The organism is Thermocaproicibacter melissae (assembly GCF_024498295.1).
In the GTDB taxonomy this organism is placed as follows: domain Bacteria; phylum Bacillota; class Clostridia; order Oscillospirales; family Acutalibacteraceae; genus Thermocaproicibacter; species Thermocaproicibacter melissae.
On sequence record NZ_CP101827.1, the window covers coordinates 24516 to 44968 of the forward strand.

At 51.1% G+C, this 20453-nt stretch carries 20 protein-coding genes; 16 read left to right on the forward strand and 4 right to left on the reverse strand.

Annotation, left to right across the window (positions count from 1 at the left end):
* The first annotated feature begins 115 nt into the window (after window positions 1-115).
* The 4 genes from NOG13_RS00125 to ymfI all read left to right on the forward strand — a co-directional run bounded on the left by NOG13_RS00125 (window position 116) and on the right by ymfI (window position 4252).
* Window positions 116-1606, forward strand: coding sequence for an NCS2 family permease (locus NOG13_RS00125; protein WP_283110300.1), 1491 nt, complete (start codon window positions 116-118; stop codon window positions 1604-1606).
* A 208-nt stretch (window positions 1607-1814) separates the two neighbouring features.
* The gene (locus tag NOG13_RS00130; RefSeq protein WP_283110301.1) at window positions 1815-2372 is read left to right on the forward strand and encodes a DUF4489 domain-containing protein; all 558 of its coding nucleotides are present in this window, start codon (window positions 1815-1817) and stop codon (window positions 2370-2372) included.
* Between the two features lie 199 nt (window positions 2373-2571).
* The gene (locus NOG13_RS00135; protein ID WP_283110302.1) at window positions 2572-3390 is read left to right on the forward strand and encodes a DUF4489 domain-containing protein; all 819 of its coding nucleotides are present in this window, start codon (window positions 2572-2574) and stop codon (window positions 3388-3390) included.
* Window positions 3391-3529: 139 nt separating this feature from the next.
* Window positions 3530-4252, forward strand: a complete 723-nt coding sequence (gene ymfI, locus NOG13_RS00140; protein WP_283110303.1) for an elongation factor P 5-aminopentanone reductase — start codon at window positions 3530-3532, stop codon at window positions 4250-4252.
* A gap of 7 nt (window positions 4253-4259) precedes the next feature.
* Here ymfI and NOG13_RS00145 read toward each other — a convergent pair whose 3' ends face one another.
* Window positions 4260-5222 (reverse strand): type I phosphomannose isomerase catalytic subunit, encoded by a 963-nt coding sequence (locus NOG13_RS00145; RefSeq protein ID WP_283111191.1) that lies wholly within the window; start codon window positions 5220-5222, stop codon window positions 4260-4262.
* A 417-nt stretch (window positions 5223-5639) separates the two neighbouring features.
* Here NOG13_RS00145 and NOG13_RS00150 point away from each other — a divergent pair, with 417 nt between their 5' ends.
* From NOG13_RS00150 to NOG13_RS00185, 8 genes are all read left to right on the forward strand, one after another.
* Window positions 5640-6059 carry a GtrA family protein gene (locus tag NOG13_RS00150; protein ID WP_283110304.1) on the forward strand — a complete coding sequence of 140 codons (420 nt, stop codon included), beginning with the start codon at window positions 5640-5642 and terminating at the stop codon, window positions 6057-6059.
* 41 nt (window positions 6060-6100) lie between these two features.
* Entirely contained in the window at window positions 6101-7480 is a 1380-nt protein-coding gene (locus NOG13_RS00155; RefSeq protein WP_283110305.1) for a glycine--tRNA ligase, read from the forward strand.
* A gap of 356 nt (window positions 7481-7836) precedes the next feature.
* Window positions 7837-8340, forward strand: coding sequence for a cell division protein ZapA (locus tag NOG13_RS00160; RefSeq protein WP_283110306.1), 504 nt, complete (start codon window positions 7837-7839; stop codon window positions 8338-8340).
* Entirely contained in the window at window positions 8330-10420 is a 2091-nt protein-coding gene (locus tag NOG13_RS00165; RefSeq protein ID WP_283110307.1) for a U32 family peptidase, read from the forward strand. The genes NOG13_RS00160 and NOG13_RS00165 overlap by 11 nt, the downstream gene beginning before the upstream one ends.
* Window positions 10421-10468: 48 nt before the next feature.
* A complete protein-coding gene (gene dut / locus NOG13_RS00170; protein ID WP_428849331.1) occupies window positions 10469-10921 on the forward strand; it encodes a dUTP diphosphatase in 453 nt (150 codons plus the stop codon).
* 34 nt (window positions 10922-10955) lie between these two features.
* The gene (locus NOG13_RS00175; RefSeq protein ID WP_283110309.1) at window positions 10956-11216 is read left to right on the forward strand and encodes a DUF4321 domain-containing protein; all 261 of its coding nucleotides are present in this window, start codon (window positions 10956-10958) and stop codon (window positions 11214-11216) included.
* Between the two features lie 15 nt (window positions 11217-11231).
* Window positions 11232-11798: a Maf family protein gene (locus tag NOG13_RS00180; protein WP_283110310.1), complete on the forward strand. Its 567-nt coding sequence runs from the start codon at window positions 11232-11234 to the stop codon at window positions 11796-11798.
* A 142-nt stretch (window positions 11799-11940) separates the two neighbouring features.
* Window positions 11941-12963 (forward strand): rod shape-determining protein, encoded by a 1023-nt coding sequence (locus NOG13_RS00185; RefSeq protein WP_283110311.1) that lies wholly within the window; start codon window positions 11941-11943, stop codon window positions 12961-12963.
* Window positions 12964-13150: 187 nt separating this feature from the next.
* Here NOG13_RS00185 and NOG13_RS00190 read toward each other — a convergent pair whose 3' ends face one another.
* Entirely contained in the window at window positions 13151-14266 is a 1116-nt protein-coding gene (locus tag NOG13_RS00190) for an ABC transporter ATP-binding protein (protein WP_283110312.1), read from the reverse strand.
* A gap of 193 nt (window positions 14267-14459) precedes the next feature.
* Window positions 14460-15182 (reverse strand): pseudouridine synthase, encoded by a 723-nt coding sequence (locus NOG13_RS00195; RefSeq protein WP_283110313.1) that lies wholly within the window; start codon window positions 15180-15182, stop codon window positions 14460-14462.
* Window positions 15183-15335: 153 nt separating this feature from the next.
* Here NOG13_RS00195 and NOG13_RS00200 point away from each other — a divergent pair, with 153 nt between their 5' ends.
* The 3 genes from NOG13_RS00200 to NOG13_RS00210 are packed head-to-tail and all read left to right on the forward strand — an operon-like array spanning window position 15336 to window position 17656.
* A complete protein-coding gene (locus NOG13_RS00200; protein WP_346347658.1) occupies window positions 15336-15827 on the forward strand; it encodes a 2-thiouracil desulfurase family protein in 492 nt (163 codons plus the stop codon).
* Window positions 15824-16648 (forward strand): glutamate racemase, encoded by an 825-nt coding sequence (murI, locus tag NOG13_RS00205; protein WP_283110315.1) that lies wholly within the window; start codon window positions 15824-15826, stop codon window positions 16646-16648. Before NOG13_RS00200 ends, murI begins: the two co-directional genes overlap by 4 nt.
* Window positions 16649-16675: 27 nt before the next feature.
* Window positions 16676-17656 (forward strand): D-isomer specific 2-hydroxyacid dehydrogenase family protein, encoded by a 981-nt coding sequence (locus NOG13_RS00210; RefSeq protein WP_283110316.1) that lies wholly within the window; start codon window positions 16676-16678, stop codon window positions 17654-17656.
* 406 nt (window positions 17657-18062) lie between these two features.
* Here the strand turns inward: NOG13_RS00210 and NOG13_RS00215 are convergent, their stop codons facing one another.
* Window positions 18063-19073: a LacI family DNA-binding transcriptional regulator gene (locus tag NOG13_RS00215; RefSeq protein WP_283110317.1), complete on the reverse strand. Its 1011-nt coding sequence runs from the start codon at window positions 19071-19073 to the stop codon at window positions 18063-18065.
* A 309-nt stretch (window positions 19074-19382) separates the two neighbouring features.
* On the opposite strand from NOG13_RS00215, the gene NOG13_RS00220 reads away from it, so the two are divergent.
* Complete coding sequence (locus NOG13_RS00220) at window positions 19383-20408, forward strand: aldo/keto reductase family protein (protein ID WP_283110318.1); 1026 nt, start codon at window positions 19383-19385, stop codon at window positions 20406-20408.
* The last annotated feature ends 45 nt before the right edge of the window (window positions 20409-20453 follow it).

Below are 20453 nucleotides of genomic sequence, written 5' to 3' on the forward strand. Positions count from 1 at the left end.
GTAAATACCACATTGCTTTCTCCAGTTTAAACCGATATACTTATTTCGTAAGCTTGACCCGATACGGACAAAATATCGGGTGATTTTTATTTTTCTAAAAATGGAGGAAAGAACAATGGAGGAAAGCAAAAAGCAGATTGCCCATCCAAAAGGTGATTTCTTCAACCTGAAGGGCAGCGGTACGAATGTGCAGACCGAAATACTTGCGGGTCTCACCACATTCTTCACCATGTCGTACATTCTGTTCGTCAATCCGCAGGTGCTTGGAAAAACCGGCATGGATACTCAGGCAGTCTTCCTTGCGACGATTATTGCATCTGCCATCGGTACTCTGGTTATGGCCCTGTTCGCCAATGTGCCGTATGCACAGGCTCCTGGCATGGGACTGAACGCATTCTTCACCTACACAGTCTGCATGTCTCTGGGATTCAAATGGCAGCAGGCTCTGGCAATGGTTTTCATCTGCGGTGTCATCAACATCATCATTACCGTAACAAGTTTCCGCAAATTGATCATTAAGTCCATCCCGACAAGCCTTCAGCACGCTATCAGCGGCGGTATCGGCATCTTTGTTGCCTACATCGGCCTGAAAGACGCGAACCTGATTCAGTTCTCCACAGACGCCACCTCCATGGTGTCCATCAACGGTAAGGCTTATGACGCCAATGCTACTTACTCCGCCATTACTTCCGTTGCTTCCAACGGCGGCGTAGTTCCGTCCATTGCAACCTTCAACCAGGCCTCAGTGCTTCTGGCTCTGTTCGGCATTGCGCTGATGGTTGTTCTCTTGATGCTGAATGTAAAAGGTGCTATCCTCATCGGCATCATTGCTACAACACTGGTCGGCATTCCGTGCGGCGTAACGAGCTTTGAGGGCGCTTCCATTTCCTTCAGCTCGCTCGGTGAATCCTTCTCCAAACTCGGCACCACCTTTGGCGCCGCATTCAGCGCGGATGGAATGGGTTCCCTCTTTGCTGACCCCGGCAAAGTTTTGCTCGTCATCATGACGATTTTCGCCTTCAGCCTCTCCGATACCTTTGACACCATCGGAACCTTCATCGGCACCGGCCGCCGCTCCGGAATCTTCACGGACGCGGATATGGCGACCTTGGCTAACAGCCGCGGCTTCAAGTCAAAAATGGACCGTGCACTGTTTGCAGACTCCATCGCAACTTCCATCGGTGCTATCTTCGGTACCTCCAACACCACAACGTATGTTGAAAGTGCTGCAGGCATCGGTGCAGGCGGACGTACTGGTCTGACCAGCCTCACAACCGCCATTATGTTCCTCCTTTGCTCTTTCCTTGCCCCGATTGCCGGCTGCATTCCTGCCGCTGCTACGGCACCTGCACTGGTCATCGTCGGCATTATGATGATGAGCTCCTTCAAGGAAATCAACTGGCCTGACCTCGAAGATGCAATTCCGGCATTCGGCGCCAGCGTTTTCATGGGCCTGTGCTACAGCATCTCCTACGGTATTGCTGCCGGCTTCATCTTCTACTGCATCGTCAAGGCTGTAAAAGGCAAATTCAAGGAAATCCATCCGATTCTCCTTGTTTGCTCGGTCCTTTTCATTCTGAATTTCATTGTTCTGGCTGTGATCTGATTACACAATCTCACAGATTCAAAAGCTCCCGCTTCCGGTTCGGAAGCGGGAGCTTTTTGTTGTATGATGATTCCTTACTGTGCAGGCCGTGGATTATTTGCCGTTTTTGCTTCCATAAAATTTTAGTACCTGCCAAAGGCATTTTGCATATTATGAAATAAGTCCGTGCGTATCCCATTTGGTCTACTTTGAGCGAGGAGGATTTTTTATGAGTTGTGAAAACGGCACTTCACTGGCCGTAAGCCGTGCCCAAGATCTTGCTTTTCGCAGAAACGTAAACGGGAACAATACGTTTTTTAACAATGAAAGTTTGAGCAACTTGTCCGGCCGGCCAAACCGATGCTTCCCAATTCAAATCAACTCTTCAACCGGCAGCGCAGGTCCGCTTGGCGTCATTACTGCCCTTACAATCCCAATCAACGTCGTTTCTACATCCATCAACACCTGCTGCATCGGAAAATCGGACATTTTAGTTCAATTTACATCGACTATCAATATTCCGGTTGCTCTCACCACTACCCTAGTGTTTCAGGTCTATCGCTCATCTTGTATCGGAAATGCAGTTCCGGTCGGCTCGCCCTACACATTTGCCCTTACCGCAGGTGCTCTTACCAGCCAAAGCTTTGCGTTTACTTTCCTTGACAATGACGTCGCTCCCGGCACATATACCTATTCCGTTCAGCTTATCTCTGGTACTACAACCACAGTAGCCGGTGTTTCCATTTCAAACGCCACACTCAGCATCGTTGCTGTCGCAAACAACTGACCAAATACATCTTCGCAAATCTGAATTCTCCCAAGCCTCCGGTTTGAACACCGGAGGTTCTTTTTATGCCAAAAAGGGAAAAATTTATTTTCCTTTTTCAAAAATACGACGTAATTTCTGATTTTATGTACCTATAGAGGCCAACCGCATAATATGAAGGTGAGGATAAATCTTATCATTTCAATATAGGAGGATTCATATGAATTACGATAGAAATGACCAATTAAATCCTTGGCTCCGCGGAACATGGACTTCGGATTATCTGCCTCAGGAATTCTTCTACAAAGATAATCGCTTCGGCAGATTCGTACCCTGCTGCTTCGATCCGCGTCCCTGCTGCTTCAATCCTCGTCCTTGCTGCTGCAAATTCTTTAACCCCTGCTGTGACTTTCCGTACTACGGCGGAAGCTGCGGCGACAAGAGCCCCAGCTGCGGCGACAAATTCCCTTGCTTTGATGACAAATTCCCTTGCAGCAAACCGAATGACAGCTGCCCGTGCGACAAGCAAGACAACAAATGCGACAACAAGTTCGACGGTAAGTGTGATGGCAAGTTCGACGGCAAGTGTGACAACAAGTTTAACGGCAAGTGTCAGCAATGCTGCGTAGTACCCAGCTCGACAACCGGCGGCACAGGCTTTCTTGGCACTATCACTGAGCTCACTACCCCGAATAACGTCGTTACTACAAACATCGACACAACCCGCGTTGGTCGGACCGATAACCTGATTCAGTTCGATGGCATCGTTGAAGTTCCTGATGGCGTCACAGCCAATCTTCGTTTCCAAATCTACCGTGCATCTAGTGTCGGCAATGTGACTCCGGTCGGCTCGCCTTACACATTCACCCTGACAGCAGCGGGTGCGACCAGCCATAGCTTCTCGTTCTCGTTCCAAGATGAGAATGTTGCGCCTGGCAGCTACACCTATTCGGTACAGCTCGTACCGGGCACAACAACATCTGATGATGGCGTGAGAGTCAGCAATGCTACTCTCAGCGTAACAGCTATTCAGGGCTAACTAGTCATTCTCCAACGCACGGCAACAGCACAATTCTCCCGCTTAATCCCCCGGCTGAATGCCGGGGGTCATTTTATTCTTCCGCTAAATATGGTAAAATAGTGGAAGTTTTGAATTTGTGAAAGAGGCGGTAAAGAGAATGAAAAAAGCTCTGGTAACCGGCGCTTCCGGCGGAATCGGACAGGCTGTCGCCGCACGCCTTTGCCGTGACGGTTACCATGTTATCCTAAACTGCTTCCACTCGGTGGAAGCCGCCCAACGGCTTTGCGCACAATTAAATGCGGAACGAAGCGGGTGCGCGGAAATCGCCTGTGCGGACGTTTCCGATTTTGCGCAGACGGAAGCGATGTTCCGCGCTGCGGGCGACATTGATGTACTGGTGAACAATGCGGGAATTGCACAGCAGAAGCTGTTCACCGACCTGACGGAAGAGGACTGGCAGCGAATGATTGGGGTGAACCTGACCGGCGCATTCCACTGCTGCCGCCTGGCACTTCCCGGGATGATTCGCCGGAAATCCGGGCGCATCATCAACATTTCTTCGATGTGGGGGCAGGTCGGCGCCTCCTGCGAGGTGCACTACTCCGCCGCAAAGGCCGGCGTCATCGGCCTTACGAAGGCACTAGCAAAAGAGGTCGGGCCTTCCGGCATTACCGTCAACTGCATTGCGCCCGGCGTCATCGACACGCCGATGAATGCCCAGCTCGATGCGGAAACCATGCACGAGCTGGCGGACGAAACCCCTCTGTGCCGCATCGGCACCCCCGAGGATGTTGCTGCCGCCGTGAGTTTTCTCGCCTCGCCTGAGGCCGGATTTATCACAGGGCAAATTCTCGGCGTCAACGGAGGCTTTGTCATCTGAAGCTTGTTCAGACGGTCGTGTGCAGCAAGCGGCAGTTTCCCTTCACGGTGTAGCTGCCATACCCTGCCGGCACAAACACGCTTTCTCCCTTTTTCATGCTCAGAACCGGATTTCCTTCTTTCAGAAGGTCTGCTTTGCCGTCCAGACAGATGAGCGAATGGAAACTCTTTTCGTCTGCATTCAGCTCCGCTTCTTTCACTTCCATGTCATATACCGTGAAAATCGGGCAGGAAGCGAGCAAAATCCTTGAATATCCGTTCTTCTCCTCGCGGCTGCCTTGAGGTCCGACCGGGCAGTCTGCCGGCTTCAGCTGTGTAACATCCTTAGCCTGCTCAATGTGCAGCTCACGCGGTTTCCCGTCTTTGCCAAGGCGTCCGTAATCGTAGATGCGGTAGGTGAGGTTGGAGTTCTGCTGAACTTCGGCGAGCAGAATCCCTGCACCGATTGCATGCAGCGTCCCCGCTTTGATGAAAAACATATCGCCGGGGTGCACCTCGGCGCGGTGAAGCACTTCTTCGAGCGTCCCGTCATTGATTCGGCGGGCGAATTCCTCTTTGGAGATTTCATGGTCAAAGCCGTAATAAAGTCCCGCGCCCGGCTCACAGTCCAGAATATACCACATTTCGGTTTTTCCGAATCCGCCGCCGTGCTCCCGCGCGTAGGCGTCATCCGGATGTACCTGAATAGACAGTTTATCTTTTGCATCAATCAGCTTTATCAGAACCGGAAAATCCGGAAAACGTGCGCAGTCCGTTCCGAGCACGGATTTTCCCGCCTTTTGCAGATATTCCTGCAATGTCAAACCCTTGTAATCACCGTTTTCAATCACCGACGGCCCGTCCGGGTGAGCAGAAAGCATCCAGCTTTCGGCGATTCTGTCTGCGTCGCTCTGCTGGCCGTATTCCAGCCGGAGCCGGTTTCCACCCCAGATATAATCTTTGCAGGCTGTTTTCAACTTCATTGGTTGCATCGTTTGCAAGATGATTCCTCCTCAAACGCAGCGGCTGTTGTTCTTCAGCTGGCTGCAAGATTATTTTTCTCATTGACTTGTTACACTTATTCCGCAAAAACTTCACGCCTTCCCAATAAAATAGACGTGTTTCTTCCCTTCCTGCGCCCAAAAGACAACAGAAATTGCCGTTTTCGTTAATTTGCAAGCAATTTATACATTTAGTAAACTTGTTTTCTGCTTTTGACGCGATTCATTAAGAAATAGCACGGAAGCGGTCTTTGCGCAATAAGGTACGTCAAATCTGAGTAAATTTCCGTTGGTTCAACTTTCAAACACATATTGTAATCCTGCCAAAAATAGATTGCAAGCTTTCACGCAATTTCTTGAAACAGGGCTCCCGGAATGGTAAACTAATACGTGAATGGCGGTGTTTCTTTGAACCTGATTAGAAAGCTTTGGAAGTTTATGACAACCCCAGAAATGCTTCTCTATATCGCTTTCGGGGTCATGACGACGCTCATCAATATCCTCGCATTTCAGCTTGCCAACGGGCCCTTTGGCTGGTCTTGGCAGGCCGCTAATATTTTTGCCTGGATTTTGGCGGTTCTCTTTGCCTTCATTACAAACAAGCTGTTTGTGTTCAAAAGCAAAAGTCTTGAACCTGCGGTTCTCTGGAGAGAATTCGCCGAATTTATCGGGGCAAGGCTGTTTTCTCTGGGCGTTGACTACCTTTGCATGTGGCTGCTGATTGATGTCCTTGGTTGGAATGAACTTCTTTCAAAGATTGCCGACAACGTCATTGTTGTAATCATTAACTATGTTCTTAGCAAACTCGTAATATTCAAAAAGAAATAAATGTGGAACGCAGCCAACGTTCCCAAATGGAGGATGTAAGTATGAAAGCAACCGAAAAAACCATGGACCAGATTGTATCGTTGTGTAAGAACCGTGGATTCATCTATTCCGGCTCTGAAATCTACGGTGGACTTTCCAATACATGGGACTATGGACCTTTGGGAGTGGAATTCAAAAACAACGTAAAGCGTGCGTGGTGGAAGAAATTCGTGCAGGAAAGCCCGTACAATGTCGGCCTTGACGCTGCGATTCTGATGAACCCGCAGGTCTGGGTTGCTTCCGGACACGTGGGCGGCTTTTCCGACCCGCTGATGGATTGCCGCGACTGCAAGACGCGCCACCGCGCAGACAAACTGATCGAAGAAGCCGGCGGCGACGCAAACGGCATGACTTTTGAGCAGATGAGTGCTTACATTAAGGAGCACGGCATCAAGTGCCCCGTTTGCGGTTCTACAAACTTTACCGATATCCGCAAATTCAACCTGATGTTCAAGACATTCCAGGGTGTTACGGAAGACGCGAAGAACGAAATCTACCTTCGTCCGGAAACGGCACAGGGCATCTTTGTCAACTTTACGAATGTGCAGCGCACAACGCGCCGCAAACTGCCGTTCGGAATCGCACAAATCGGCAAGAGTTTCCGCAATGAAATCACGCCCGGCAACTTTACTTTCCGCACCCGCGAATTCGAGCAGATGGAGCTTGAATTCTTCTGCAAGCCGAACACCGACCTCGAGTGGTTCGCCTACTGGAAAGACTTCTGCAAGAATTTCCTGCTGAGTCTCGGCATGACGGAGGAAAACATTCGCCTGCGCGACCATGAACAGGCAGAACTTGCGTTCTACTCCCGCGCGACAACCGATATTGAATATCTGTTCCCGTTCGGCTGGGGCGAACTGTGGGGCATTGCCGACCGCACGGATTACGACTTGGGTCGCCATCAGGAACACTCCGGCAAAGATCTCACCTATTTCGACCAAGAAACCGGCGAACGCTACATTCCTTACGTCATCGAGCCGTCGCTGGGTGCCGACCGCGTGGCGCTTGCTTTCCTAGTTGACGCCTACGATGAGGAAATCGTTGACGAAGAGAAAAAGGATACCCGTGTTGTCCTTCACCTGCATCCTGCCCTTGCACCGTTCAAATGTGCGGTCCTTCCGCTGAGCAAAAAGCTGAACGAGAAAGCCAAGGCAATTCACGCACAGCTTGTCAAATACTTCAACGTGGATTATGACGACGCCGGCTCCATCGGCAAGCGTTACCGCCGTCAGGACGAAATCGGCACGCCGTTCTGCATCACCTACGACTTCCAGAGTGAAGAAGACGGCTGCGTAACCGTGCGTGACCGCGACACGATGAAGCAGGAGCGCATCTCCATCGACGAGCTCAAAGATTATATCGCTGAGCGCCTTGAATTCTAAACATTTTGCAAAAATAAAAGAGCCTACGTTTACCGTAGGCTTTTTCTTTTCTCGCAGGCCGATACGGTGTCCCTTCACAATTAGGATTGCTGCACCGTTGATAGTAACACGCCCGCCGATACTTTACAGTTTAAGCTGCTGCGGCTGCTCCCCGCGGTTCAACGCGAAACTGTTGTTGAAAAATGGAGAAATTCTCTTTTATCTGATAGAAAAATCCATTATAATATGGCTATAAGGATTGTACAGGCAGCCCTGTGCGAATTTGGTCCGAAAGCGTGACTGAAATGCCTTCGGAAATTACATAGAGTTCCACATTCCGAGAATATCCGTTTACGGCAGGAAAGGAAAGGGATACTATGGCAAAGAATAAGGTAAGGCTGGACATCTGCGGGTGCGAATGCACACTGAGCTCTGATGACAGCGAAAGTTACATCCGTTCCATCGGCGATGAAGTTCACAAAGCGATCAACGAACTTATGCAGAACAACGAGCGAATCTCCGTCACAATGGCAGCGATTATTACGGCGCTGAATTACTGTGACTCTTATCATAAGGCTACGGCCTCCGCGGACAACCTTCGCGCCCAAATTAAGAATTACCTCGAAGATTCCTCACATGCCCGCATGGACGCCGAAGAATCCCACCGGGAACTCGAGCGCATCAAGAAAGAAAACCAAACGCTTCGGGCGCGTCTTGCCGCCGTCGGCGACACAGTAGAACCTGTGGAAAGCCCGGCCGTTACCGTTTCCTCAGGTACCACTTCGCAACAAACCGGCAATTTTTCAAGAGTAGAATCCAGTGCGGACGCCGACCAGGAAAGTTTTATTAAATTCTTTGAAAGGAAAAGCGATGAAAAATAAAGCGGAGGTGCTCGCTCCGGCTGGTTCGCAGGAAAGTCTTGTTGCTGCGGTTCGGGCAGGAGCGGACGCCGTTTACCTTGGAGCATCACATTTTAGCGCACGGGCCGGCGCTAAGAATTTCGGCCCAGAGGAACTGAAAGAAGCCGTTTCATATTGCCATGCCCGCGGCGTGAAGGTCTACCTCACTGTCAATACTTTGGTGCTTGACGAGGAACTGCCTTCCGCCGTTTTGCTTTTGCAGCAAGCCTGTGCTCTGCATGTAGACGCCGTATTATTACAGGATATGGGCCTTCTGCGGATTTTACGCAGAGACGCGCCGAGTCTGCGTTTGCATGCCTCGACGCAGACGGGTGTTCACACCTGCGCCGGAGCAAAGGCGCTGTATGACGCGGGGTTTGAGCGTGTTGTTCTCGCCCGTGAAATGTCGCTCCGCGAAACGGAGAAAATCCATAAATGCTGCCCCATCGAGCTGGAGTCGTTTGTGCACGGTGCCCTCTGCATGTCCGTCAGCGGGCAATGCTATTTCAGCTCGGTTCTCGGGTCGAGAAGCGGCAACCGCGGAATGTGCGCCCAGCCCTGCCGCCTGCCGTTTTCCGTTCCGGGAGGAACAGGCCATGACCTGAGTCTCCATGACCTTTCGCTCATCACCCGAACCGAGGAATTGGAACGTGCCGGCGTGTGCAGCCTGAAAATCGAAGGCAGGCTGAAACGCCCGGAATACGTTGCGGCTGCCACGCGCGCCTGCCGCCTTGCCGCAGACGGAAAGCCGGTTCCGCCGGAACTGCTGGACCAGCTCCGCGCCGTCTTCTCCCGTTCCGGCTTTACACAGGGCTATGCGGATGGCAAACTTGGCCGCGAAATGTTTGGGGTTCGTTCCCGCGAAGACGTACAGAATGCAACGGAACAGCTGCTCCGTCAACTGCGCGGCATCTATTCTGCGGAATATCAGCGAATTCCGGTTGATTTTGCCCTAAAAATACCCTATAATAAGCCAATGCAGTTATCCGCCTCCGACGGAGTCAACACTGTCTTTGCCGAGGGCAGAGTTCCGGAGCAAGCCCGCACTGCTGCCACGGACGAATCGCGTTGCAGAAAGCAGCTTGAGAAAACCGGAGGCACGCCGTATTTCGCACGCCATATCACCTGCTCGATTGACCCGGGACTTGCCGTTTCCGCCGCGGAGATAAACGACCTGCGCCGCCGGGCACTTGCGCTGCTGACGGAAAAACGTCAGCAGCGTGAACCGATTCCCTTTACGGAACACAAGTGTGAGCCATACGGCGCCCACCGTGCGTCGAAACTGCGCTTTCGTGCGCTTTTCCGCACCGATTCTCTGCCGGATTTTGCAAAGAACTGCGAGCTCGTCTACATACCGTATACGACGGAGCCTCGCCGCATCACAGAACTGCTTGACGCCGGATTTCCCGTTGCCTTGGAACTGCCCCGTGGCATGTTCGGCATAGAGGATTCCGTCCGCAGGCGCATTGAGCTTGCAAAAGCCGCCGGAGTATCCGACGTGTGGGCAGGAAATCTCGACAGCGCGCGCCTTGCCGCGGACTGCGGCATGAAGGTTCACGGCGGGTTCTCGCTGAATATTACGAACACCGAAGCGTTGGAATGGTACCGCGAATTTGGCCTTGCAGACACAGAACTTTCGTTTGAGCTGACTCTTGCACAGGCGTCCCGCATCGGTGGAACGCTTCCGCGTGGTTTGCTCCTTTATGGGCGCCTTCCGCTGATGCTTTGCCGGAACTGCCCCGCCAAAAACTCGGGCAAGCCATGTTCGGAATGTCATTCTCCGGAATTGACCGACCGCCGCGGGGTACATTTCCCCATTCGGTGCTACGGGGCTTGCAGCGAAGTGCTGAATTCGCTGCCGCTTTATCTCGGTGACCGTCTGAACGATGTGCGCAACATGGATTTCGGCCTACTCCGTTTTACCACGGAAAGCAAGGAAGAATCGGAACACATTCTTCAAAAGTATTTTGCCGCACTGGAAGGAACCCCCTCCGCAGAGCCGAGCGGCACCTATACACGCGGACTTTATTACCGCGGTTTTGAAGGCGATCTCAAGGCGTAAACACAGCGGATTTTGAAAAACTTGTAGCAACGGAGTGGTTCCATGAATATGTTTCTCTCGAAAGAAGTTAAAATCAAGCGGGTACGCGAAGGCGCAATTCTTCCCACGCGGGCAAGCACCGGCGCCGCAGGGTATGACCTCTACGCCTGTATCTCTGAGCCGGTCGAAATCAAGCCGCACGACCTTTGCAAAATTCCGACCGGAATTGCAATTGCCCTGCCGGATCCATACACAGTCGGGCTGATCTTTGCACGCAGCGGTCTCGGCGTAAAACACGGGATTGCGCCCGCAAACGCCGTCGGAGTCATTGACAGCGACTACCGCGGCGAAATTATGGTTGGCCTCTGCAATTTAGGCAGCGAGCCTTATACTCTCTCCCCCGGAGAACGGTTTGCACAGCTGGTAATCATGCCGGTGTGTGATGCTAAGCTGGAGGAAACCGATGATTTGGGTGAAACCGAGCGTGGTAGTTCCGGCTTCGGTTCCACTGGAAAAAATTAATTGCAACTCATTCCGAAACGGAGGAGGGATTTTCGTGAAAAAGGGAATTATAAACACGCTTTTGTTTATCGTGATGCTAATTCTGGCGGTTGTGCTCGGAACGGCGATTGCCTCTGCCACAGGCGGAATCTCCTATCTCTCGTGGCTTGCAATTGCCGCCAAGTTCGGCATCCCCACGGTAACCATCGACCTTGCAATCCTTCAAATCACGTTCGGTATGACAGTCAACGTCAATGTGGCTCAGGCGATTCTGCTTCTTGCCGCAATTTTTATCTACACTAGAATTAAAAAATAAGGACAGGGATATCTCATGTTGGTTCTCGCATCTTCATCACCCAGACGCAGCGAACTTTTGAAGCAGGCCGGTTTTGAATTCACGGTTGAGCCGGCAAGTGTCAGCGAAAATGTTCTTCACGGAACACCGCCTATGCAGATTGTGGAGCAGCTTTCTGCGCGCAAAGCGGAGGCAATTGCAAAGCTGCGCCCAAACGACACCATTCTTGCAGCTGACACAATTGTTGTACTGAAAGGCCGGATTCTGGGAAAACCTAAAGATGAAGAAGCTGCAAAGCAAATGCTTAAATATCTCTCCGGCAATGTACATCAAGTCTACACCGGCTACACAATCATTCAGGGAAAGAAATTCCTAACCGGCCACGAAGTTACCTCTGTGGAGTTTTACCCGCTCTCGCAGAAAGACATTGATGAATACGTTGCCTCGGGCGACCCAATGGACAAAGCCGGCGCATATGGGATTCAGGGCAAGGGAGCTTTGTTTGTAAAGCGCATCAACGGCGACTTTTACAATGTCATGGGGCTCCCGATTGCAAAAATCAGCCGCATACTTCGTAAACTTGCTGCGGAATCTAACAATTGACTTTTTTGTTCTTTTTTCTATACAGTGGCGGATTTTTCTGTTGAGTATCCGCACACAAGGCGTTATAATAGACTGAGTGAAATAATTTGTCAACGGAGATACTGCGGCATGGCCGCGGATCAGCCGGAAAGGGGAAAAACTGATGTTTTCAAAGGATATAGGCATTGACCTCGGCACCGCGAACACGCTGGTGTTTATGAAGGGCAAAGGCATTGTCATGCGTGAGCCTTCCGTTGTCGCGGTTGATGTGAGGACCGACACGGTTCTGGCTGTCGGAAAACATGCAAAAGAAATGATCGGCCGTACGCCGGGTTCCATTGTTGCTGTTCGTCCAATGAAAGACGGCGTAATTGCTGATTTCGATATTACCGCCACCATGCTGAAACACTTTATCAAGCAGGCGGTTAAATCCACGGCTTTCTCAAAGCCGCACATTATCATCTGCATTCCATCCGGTGTTACGGAAGTGGAACGCCGCGCTGTGGAAGACGCTGCGCGTCAGGCAGGTGCCAGCAATGTTGAGCTGATCCAAGAGCCGATGGCCGCGGCAATCGGCGCAGGACTTCCCGTAAATGAGCCGACCGGCAGCATGGTTGTCGATATCGGCGGCGGTACGGCAGAAGTTGCCGTTATCTCCCTCGGTGACATTGTAACATCAGTTTCCGTGCGCTGCGCCGGCGATAAATTCGATGAAGCCATCATCTCTTATGTAAAGAAAAAGTACAACCTCCTCATCGGTGAACGCACCGCAGAGGAAATTAAAATCAAAATCGGTTCCGCTTACCCAACCGAAGATACCGAGGGTGCTTCCGTGGAAATCAAGGGCCGCAACCTTGTAGACGGTCTGCCGAAGAATGTGAACATCACGGCAGCCGAAGTCCGTGAGGCTCTTGCTGATCCGCTTGGACTGATTGTGGACGCCATTAAGAGCACGCTGGAAAAAACTCCTCCGGAGCTTTCCGCAGACATCATCGACCACGGCATTATGCTCACCGGCGGCGGAGCTCTTCTCCGTGGCTTGGACAAGCTGATTGAACAGGAAACCGGCATGCCTGTCAAAGTGGCAGACAGCCCGCTTGACTGCGTTGTAAACGGCACAGGCAAGCAGCTTGAAATCAATATGCCCGCTTCTTACTACAAGGCAAACGAAAAGAGTCGTAGATAATATCTACGTTACAAAAAGCGCTCCGCTATCTAGCGGAGCGCTTTTGTATACCCTCAAGGCCATGTTTGATTTTACCGCCGTACACGTAGGCAGAATCCGCCGCAGGATTTTCCGTTTATTAGAAAACAAAAAGCAGGCAGTAAATTTACTGCCTGCTTGCGTTCTAACAGATGCCCTAAAAGAACGATTAGTTGAGAATCGTCTTTTCGGTTTCCTTGTCGAAGAGATGGAGTTTGTTGAGGTCGAAAGCAATCTTAATGCGGTCACCGGTCTTTGCCGTAGAGGTCGGATCAACGCGAGCGGTGATAGCGTTGCCTTCGCAGTTCAGGTACAGATAGGTCTCAGCACCCATCAGCTCTGTAACTTCAACGTCGGCCTCAACGAGGCTGCCTTCTTCTGCCTTGGCAAGGAAGTCCGGCTCATCGTGAACATTCTCAGGACGGATGCCGAGAACAACGTTCTTGCCAACGTAGTCCTTGAGGACGTCGTCTTTGTTCTTGTATGCCGGAATCTTAATGCCATACTGGCCAAAGCGGAATTTATAATTTTCGCCGTCTTTTTCGATGGTGCCGTCGATGAAGTTCATCTGCGGAGAACCCATGAATCCAGCAACAAACATGTTGGTCGGGTAATCATACAGGTTCTGCGGAGTATCGACCTGCTGAATGAAGCCGTCTTTCATAACAACGATGCGGTCGCCCATCGTCATAGCCTCGGTCTGGTCGTGGGTAACATAAATGAATGTTGTGCCAAGGCGCTGATGCAGTTTAGAGATTTCCGTCCTCATCTGCGCACGCAGCTTAGCATCCAAGTTGGAAAGAGGTTCGTCAAGCAGGAAGACCTTCGGGTTACGTACGATAGCGCGGCCCAAAGCAACACGCTGTCTCTGACCACCGGAAAGAGCCTTCGGCTTACGGTCAAGAAGGTGAGAAATGTCAAGAATCTTTGCAGCTTCTTCAACGCGGCGTTTGATTTCATCCTTCGGAACCTTGCGGAGCTTCAGGCCAAATGCCATGTTGTCGAAAACCGTCATATGTGGATAAAGAGCATAGTTCTGGAATACCATTGCGATATCGCGGTCTTTCGGTGCGATGTCGTTTGAGAGGGTGTCACCTATGTACAGTTCGCCTTTCGTGATCTCTTCAAGGCCTGCGATCATTCTCAGTGTTGTAGATTTACCGCAGCCGGAAGGACCAACCAAAATTACGAATTCCTTATCCGCAACCTCCAAGCTGAAGTCCGAAACCGCCGTAACATTACCGGGGTAGACTTTGTAAACGTGCTTTAGTGTTACGCTTGCCATAATAAACCTCCTGAAAATTCAGTTCTAATGCTCGTCTGTGTGAAACACATTATGACTTTCTGCATTCATTTCGCTTGTATAATAATATCAAAAGTCCTTCCGAATGAACAGGTTCTTTTTACCCAAATTTGAATCGGCGACTTTATTGAATTCCGATAAAACCCAAAAGTTATTAAAAATTTTCGTTCAACTTTCATAACAGTTTTCCGCGAAATATTTGTTCCAGCTCGGAAGCACTCAATTCGCGTGATTCGCCGGGAGAAAGGCTTTCATCGAGCGGCAAATCCCCGATTCTAATGCGCCGAAGCGCCAGAACCTTGTTGCCGCGTGCCAAGAACATTCGCTTTACCTGATGGAATTTTCCTTCGCGCAGCTTGACAATCGCTGCCGAAGCTCCCCCCTCCGCAGGAATCAGCTCCGCGGGAAGGCACGTCATATCGGCAAGCTCCAGCCCTTTGCGGAAAGCTTGTACATCTTCTTCGGTCACCGGGTGCGCTAAAACCGCTTCGTACCACTTTGTGACATGGCTTTTCGGCGCGAGCATGCGGTGCGCAAAATCGCCGTCGTCCGTCAGAATCAGCAGGCCCTCGGTGTCCTTGTCCAATCGGCCGGCCGGAAACATCCCACGCCTGCGCCATTCATGCGGCAGCAAATCAATGACCGTCTGCGCTTTCGGGTTGCGTGAATCGGAAAGAACTCCGCTCGGCTTATTCATCATCAGGTAAAGGTGCTTCTTGACCGTAAGCACGGCGCCGTCCAGTTCTACCGTGTCATGCTCCGGGTCTGCTTTAAATTCGGGGCGCAGAACCGTCTTGCCGTTCACCGAAACGCGCCCTGCACGGATCATTGTGCCGACTTCCTTTCGCGTTCCCGCGTTCTGGGAAGCCAGAATTTTGTCAAGTCGTTCCGCTTTCATGCGTTCCTCCCGCTTTTGTTTTATGTAGACTTTATTATACCCCGCGGGCCTTGCTTTGTATAGAGCGATGCGGTTCTTTGGGAAAACTGTTTCTGTTGACGGATATTTTTGCTATAATAAATCCAATACTTTATTATGTCTGGAGCGTTATCCGTGAATATTTTGGTGAGCGCCTGTCTATTGGGCGTGGACTGCCGCTACTGCGGGACTGCCTGCCCCGGTGAAGGCATGAAAAATCTCATCGGCCGTTACCGGCTTATCCCGGTCTGTCCGGAACAGCTTGGCGGATTACCTACGCCGCGTCCGCCCGCGGAAATCCGCGACGGCAAGGTTGTAACCGCTTCCGGCGATGATGTGACGGAGGCGTTTTGCCGAGGAGCGAACGAGGCATTGAAGCTGGCAGAACTTTTTCACTGCCGCTGTGCCATTCTCAAAAGCAGAAGCCCGTCCTGCGGGTTCGGGCAGATTTACGACGGGACCTTTTCGGGAAAGCTCGTTCCCGGAAACGGCATTACGGCCAACCTTCTTCACAAAGCCGGTCTGACGGTTTTGAATGAAGAGAATGCCCGGACAGAGCTGGAGCGGCTTTCTGCGCTCCCGGAAAATCAAAAATCCATAAAAGGAAAGAATCGTGAGCAGAATTGAAAATCGGTTTTTTTGATTCCGGCATCGGCGGTCTGACCGTTCTGCATCAGGCAATGCAGATTTTGCCGGAAGAAGAATTCCTGTTTTACGCAGACTCCGAGCACGTTCCATTCGGAGAAAAGACAAAAGAACAAATTATCCGCTACACCGACGAGGCAGTCCAGTTCATGCTTTCCAAAGGCGTGAAGGCTGTCGTCATCGCGTGCAACACTGCCACGAGCGTTGCAATCAGCTTTCTGCGCAGCCGATATAAGATTCCAATTCTCGGCATTGAGCCGGCGGTAAAACCCGCCGTGGAAGAATGTGCGGGCAAGCGCATCATGGTCATGGCGACGCCTGTCACCGTGCGGGAAGAAAAGCTCAAAAATCTGATTGCCCGTGTGGACAGCGAGCACCGTGTAGATCTCCTTCCGATGCCGAAGCTGGTGCGTTTCGCAGAGGCCGGAAATTTCCGCAGTCCCGAAGTAACTGCCTATTTGTGCAGCCAGTTGGCGAAGTACGATCTTCGGAATTATTCCTCCCTTGTGCTCGGCTGTACCCATTTTAACTTCTTTAAAGATACGATGCAGGAGATATTCCCCTCCAGCGTCGATTTTCTCGACGGCAGTGAAGGAACCGCAAGACATTTGGCGGATGTTTTGAAACAAAACGACCTTTTGGAGCATCACCCGCAGACGGTGGAGTATTACCGCTCCGGGTGTAAAATCACGGCCCCCGAAGAGCTGGAGCGCATCCGTCGGCTGCATCAGCGCCTTGAGAGGATGCGTTTCATCCGCCGCGGGGCCGCCTCCGACGACTGTTCCGAGCTGAAATCCATGTGAATCCACGCAGAAAGGATCTTTGCGCCCATGAAACTGATTGCATACAACTGCCGTTCCGACGAACGCGTCTACTTTGAGAAGTTTGCGAAGCAATACGGCGTTGACCTGACGCTGACGAGAGAAGCTCCCACCGCGGAAACCGTTTCCGCCGCGGAAGGGTGCCCTTGCATCAGTATCATCACCACCCCGATGACACGGGAACTGCTCCAGATGTACTACGACGTCGGCGTGCGCTTCATCTCGACCCGCAGCATCGGGTATGACCACATTGACCGGAAGGCCGCGCAGGAAATCGGCATGCGCATCGGCAATGTGAGCTACGCGCCGGAAAGTGTCGCGGATTATACCATCATGCTTGCCCTGATGGCGACCAGAAAAATCAAAAAGATTGTTCTTCGAAGCGAAGCGCAGGACTTCTCGCTCGCCGGTGTGCGGGGAACCGAACTGCACAACCTGACCGTGGGAATCATCGGCACCGGCCGCATCGGAGGCGTTGTGGCACAGCGCTTTGCGGCGTTCGGATGCAGGGTTATTGCCTATGACCTTCACCAAAACGATTCGCTGAAAGGCTTTGTGGAATATGTTCCGCTTCCCCGCCTTTTTGCGGAAAGCGACCTGATTACGCTTCACATGCCCGCGACGAAAGAAAATTACCATATAATCAACGCCGAAGCGATTGCGGCCATGAAAGACGGCGTTTACCTCATTAACACCGCGCGTGGTTCGCTCATCGACACGCAGGCCCTGATGGACGGCGTAGAGAGTGGAAAAATCGGCGGCGCAGCCCTCGACGTCATTGAGAATGAATCGGGACTGTATTACAACAACTTGAAAAACGAGATTCTCACCAACCGGGAACGCGCTGTCCTGAAGTCTTACCCCAATGTAATTGTTCTGCCCCATACGGCGTTTTACACGGACCAGGCTGTCAGCGACATGGTGAAGCACTCTATGGAAAGCTGTCTGCTTTTCACGGAAGGCAAGAAAAATCCGTGGCAGATTGTGTGAACCACAATCGACAAATTCTGCATAGTTTTTTCTATTTCCTGCACAACGTGTTCATGCTGAGGTTAAAAAGCAGCCTGCCATTTTTCCCTTTTAGGATACTGAGCAATGCTGTAAAGATAAAAATTCTATTTTTATGCCCATTACCGTTGACAGTTTGAGTTTTCTATTTTATAATGACATTATCCTTTTCGGGAGAAGCATGGGTCTCCAAAAAGTCAAATGGTGAATAAAGGCGTGCGTAACAATTCATAATGATTGTTTCGCACGCCTTTTTCTGCAGAATAATCTCCGCACTGCATATCGTTCCGATTTTTACCTTAATACGGAATCTCAGATGGCTTTCAAGATATCTGCTCCATCAAGTGGGTTCCTAACGCTATGGTCCCTGCCTTTCACGGTTCAGAATTCAGCCGTTCAGAGGCAGAACGGAGCTTCCCTGCTGAATTTGCGTAGAGAGTGTCACCGTCATGGCCGCTCCGGTGTTTTTTCCGGTAAGGCGGCTGAGTATGACATTCGCGGCCTGCACACCGATTTCTTCCAAGGGCTGCGTCACAATCGTCAGCGGCGGGTGAACAACGCGGGAAAGATTTTGATTGTCGAAACCGATGAAGGACAGCTCCCCGGGAATCCGTATTCCACATTCGTTAATAGCAATAATCGCACCCAATGTCATTTCATAATTTGTAACAAACACCGCTGTCATGCCGTTATCGTCTTGCAGGAGCTTGCGCATACTCTCATAGCCGCCCTGCAGGGTATAGTCGCTATACACAATGAGACGCTCATCCTCTTTAATCCCATAACGGTTCAGAGCAGCTTTATAACCCTCCTTCCGCTGCCGGGAGGTGTAAATGTCCTGCGGCCCCACAATGATTCCGATGCGGCGATGCCCTTGCTCCAGCAGGAGAGAGACGGCTTCATCCGCGGCTCTGGCATTGTCAATCACAACACTGTCCACATTCTTCAGCTTCGGAATGATGCGGTCAATCAGCAAAACCGGAATACCCTTCTCCAGTGCGGGAAGAAGGTGTTTTCCTTCTTGGTCAACCGGCATATTGATGATTCCGTCCACCATTTTGCCAAGCAGAAATTTCACAGCGTCACATTCCAGTTTCTTATCCGTGTGGCAGTCGCAGATCATCACGCTGTAATTCTGACTGCGAAGGATTTTCTCCATTTTCGTAATAATCTGCGTAATGAACAGATTGCTCAACTCCGGGATAACGACGCCCACGGTGCGGCTCTTTTTCGATTTCAGGCCTCGCGCATATTCGTTCACGGTGTAACCCAGTTTCTTTATTGCGCGTTCAATCGCGACTCGATTCTGCTCCTTGAGCGTCGCCCCGTTGATATATTTTGAAATGGTTGCTACACTGAGCCCGGTTTCTTTCGCAATATCCTTTAAGGTAACAGACACTTCAATTCACCCCGCCTGCCCTTTCTTCGTATGTCTGAAAATCAAAAGTCCAAACATCCAAGGACTGTTGACTTTCCCAAACTCTTATGATAGCATAGCATAAAAATGAAACGTTTAACTCTGAAAGGAATTTTTAGCAAATTTATACTCATAAAAACTCTGTAATATTCATATTTTTTATATTGTAAACGTTTCACTCTAACATGTCAAACTCGGCAACGATGTGAGCCGGCTAACGTCAAACAAATTCCGCCCTTGTAGTTCGGAGTCCGAAAAATTTTGAGCTCTTGCTCGGAAAGGAACATTGCTATGGCAAATCAAGTTGATCCGAATACGGTTCCCACCTTTGCCCTCTCGAATGGGGACAAAATTCCTTGCATCGGCATGGGCACCTTTGGTTCCGATCACGTTCCACCGGAGGAAGTTGCCGATGCTGTGGCAGGCGCAATCCGCTGCGGTTACCGTTTGTTTGACTGTGCCTCCGTTTACGGAAACGAACCGCAAATCGGGAAGGTGTTCGACGCCGCATTTCGGGAAGGAATCGTAAAGCGCGAAGACCTGTTTATCATGAGCAAGGTTTGGAACGACCAGCACGGCAAGGGTGAAGTGCTCTTGGCATGTGCCAAAACGCTGAGAGACCTTCAGCTTGATTATCTGGACGCTTACTTTGTGCACTGGCCGTTCCCGAATTACCATGCACCCGGGTGTAGCGGTGATTTCCGCAGCCCTGACGCAAAGCCCTTTTCGGTGGATGATTTCATGGTCTGCTGGCGTCAGATGGAGCGCCTCTATGACATGGGGCTTGTGCGGAATCTAGGAATGTCCAACATGACGATTCCGAAACTCAATGCCGTTCTTCCGCATTGCCGCATCAAGCCCACCCTGCTTGAAATGGAGCTTCACCCCAGTTTCCAGCAGAAGGAGCTGTTCGATTACGCCGTCTCTTTCCGAATTCAGCCCGTAGCATTCTGCCCGATCGGAAGTCCTTCCCGTCCGGAGCGCGACAAATCGCCCGACGATGTGGTGGATACCGAGCTTCCCATTGTTCGGGAGATTGCGAAAGTACATAATATCACTCCAGCGTTAGTCTGCCTGAAATGGGCTGTTCAGCGCGGGGCAATTCCGATTCCTTTTTCCGTTCACGAGGCTCACTATGTGGAAAATCTGAGATGCACAACCTGTGACCCGCTGAGCGACGAAGAGATGGCGGCGCTCCGTTCGGCGGATGCGAACTGCCGGCTGATTAAGGGACAGGTATTTCTGTGGCCGGGTGCTACCGACTGGCGCGACCTCTGGGATGTGAACGGTGAAATTACAAATAAATTCGGCACATGAAATCGAAAAGGACATGTTTCTTCCGGCGGACTGCCGGCACTTTCT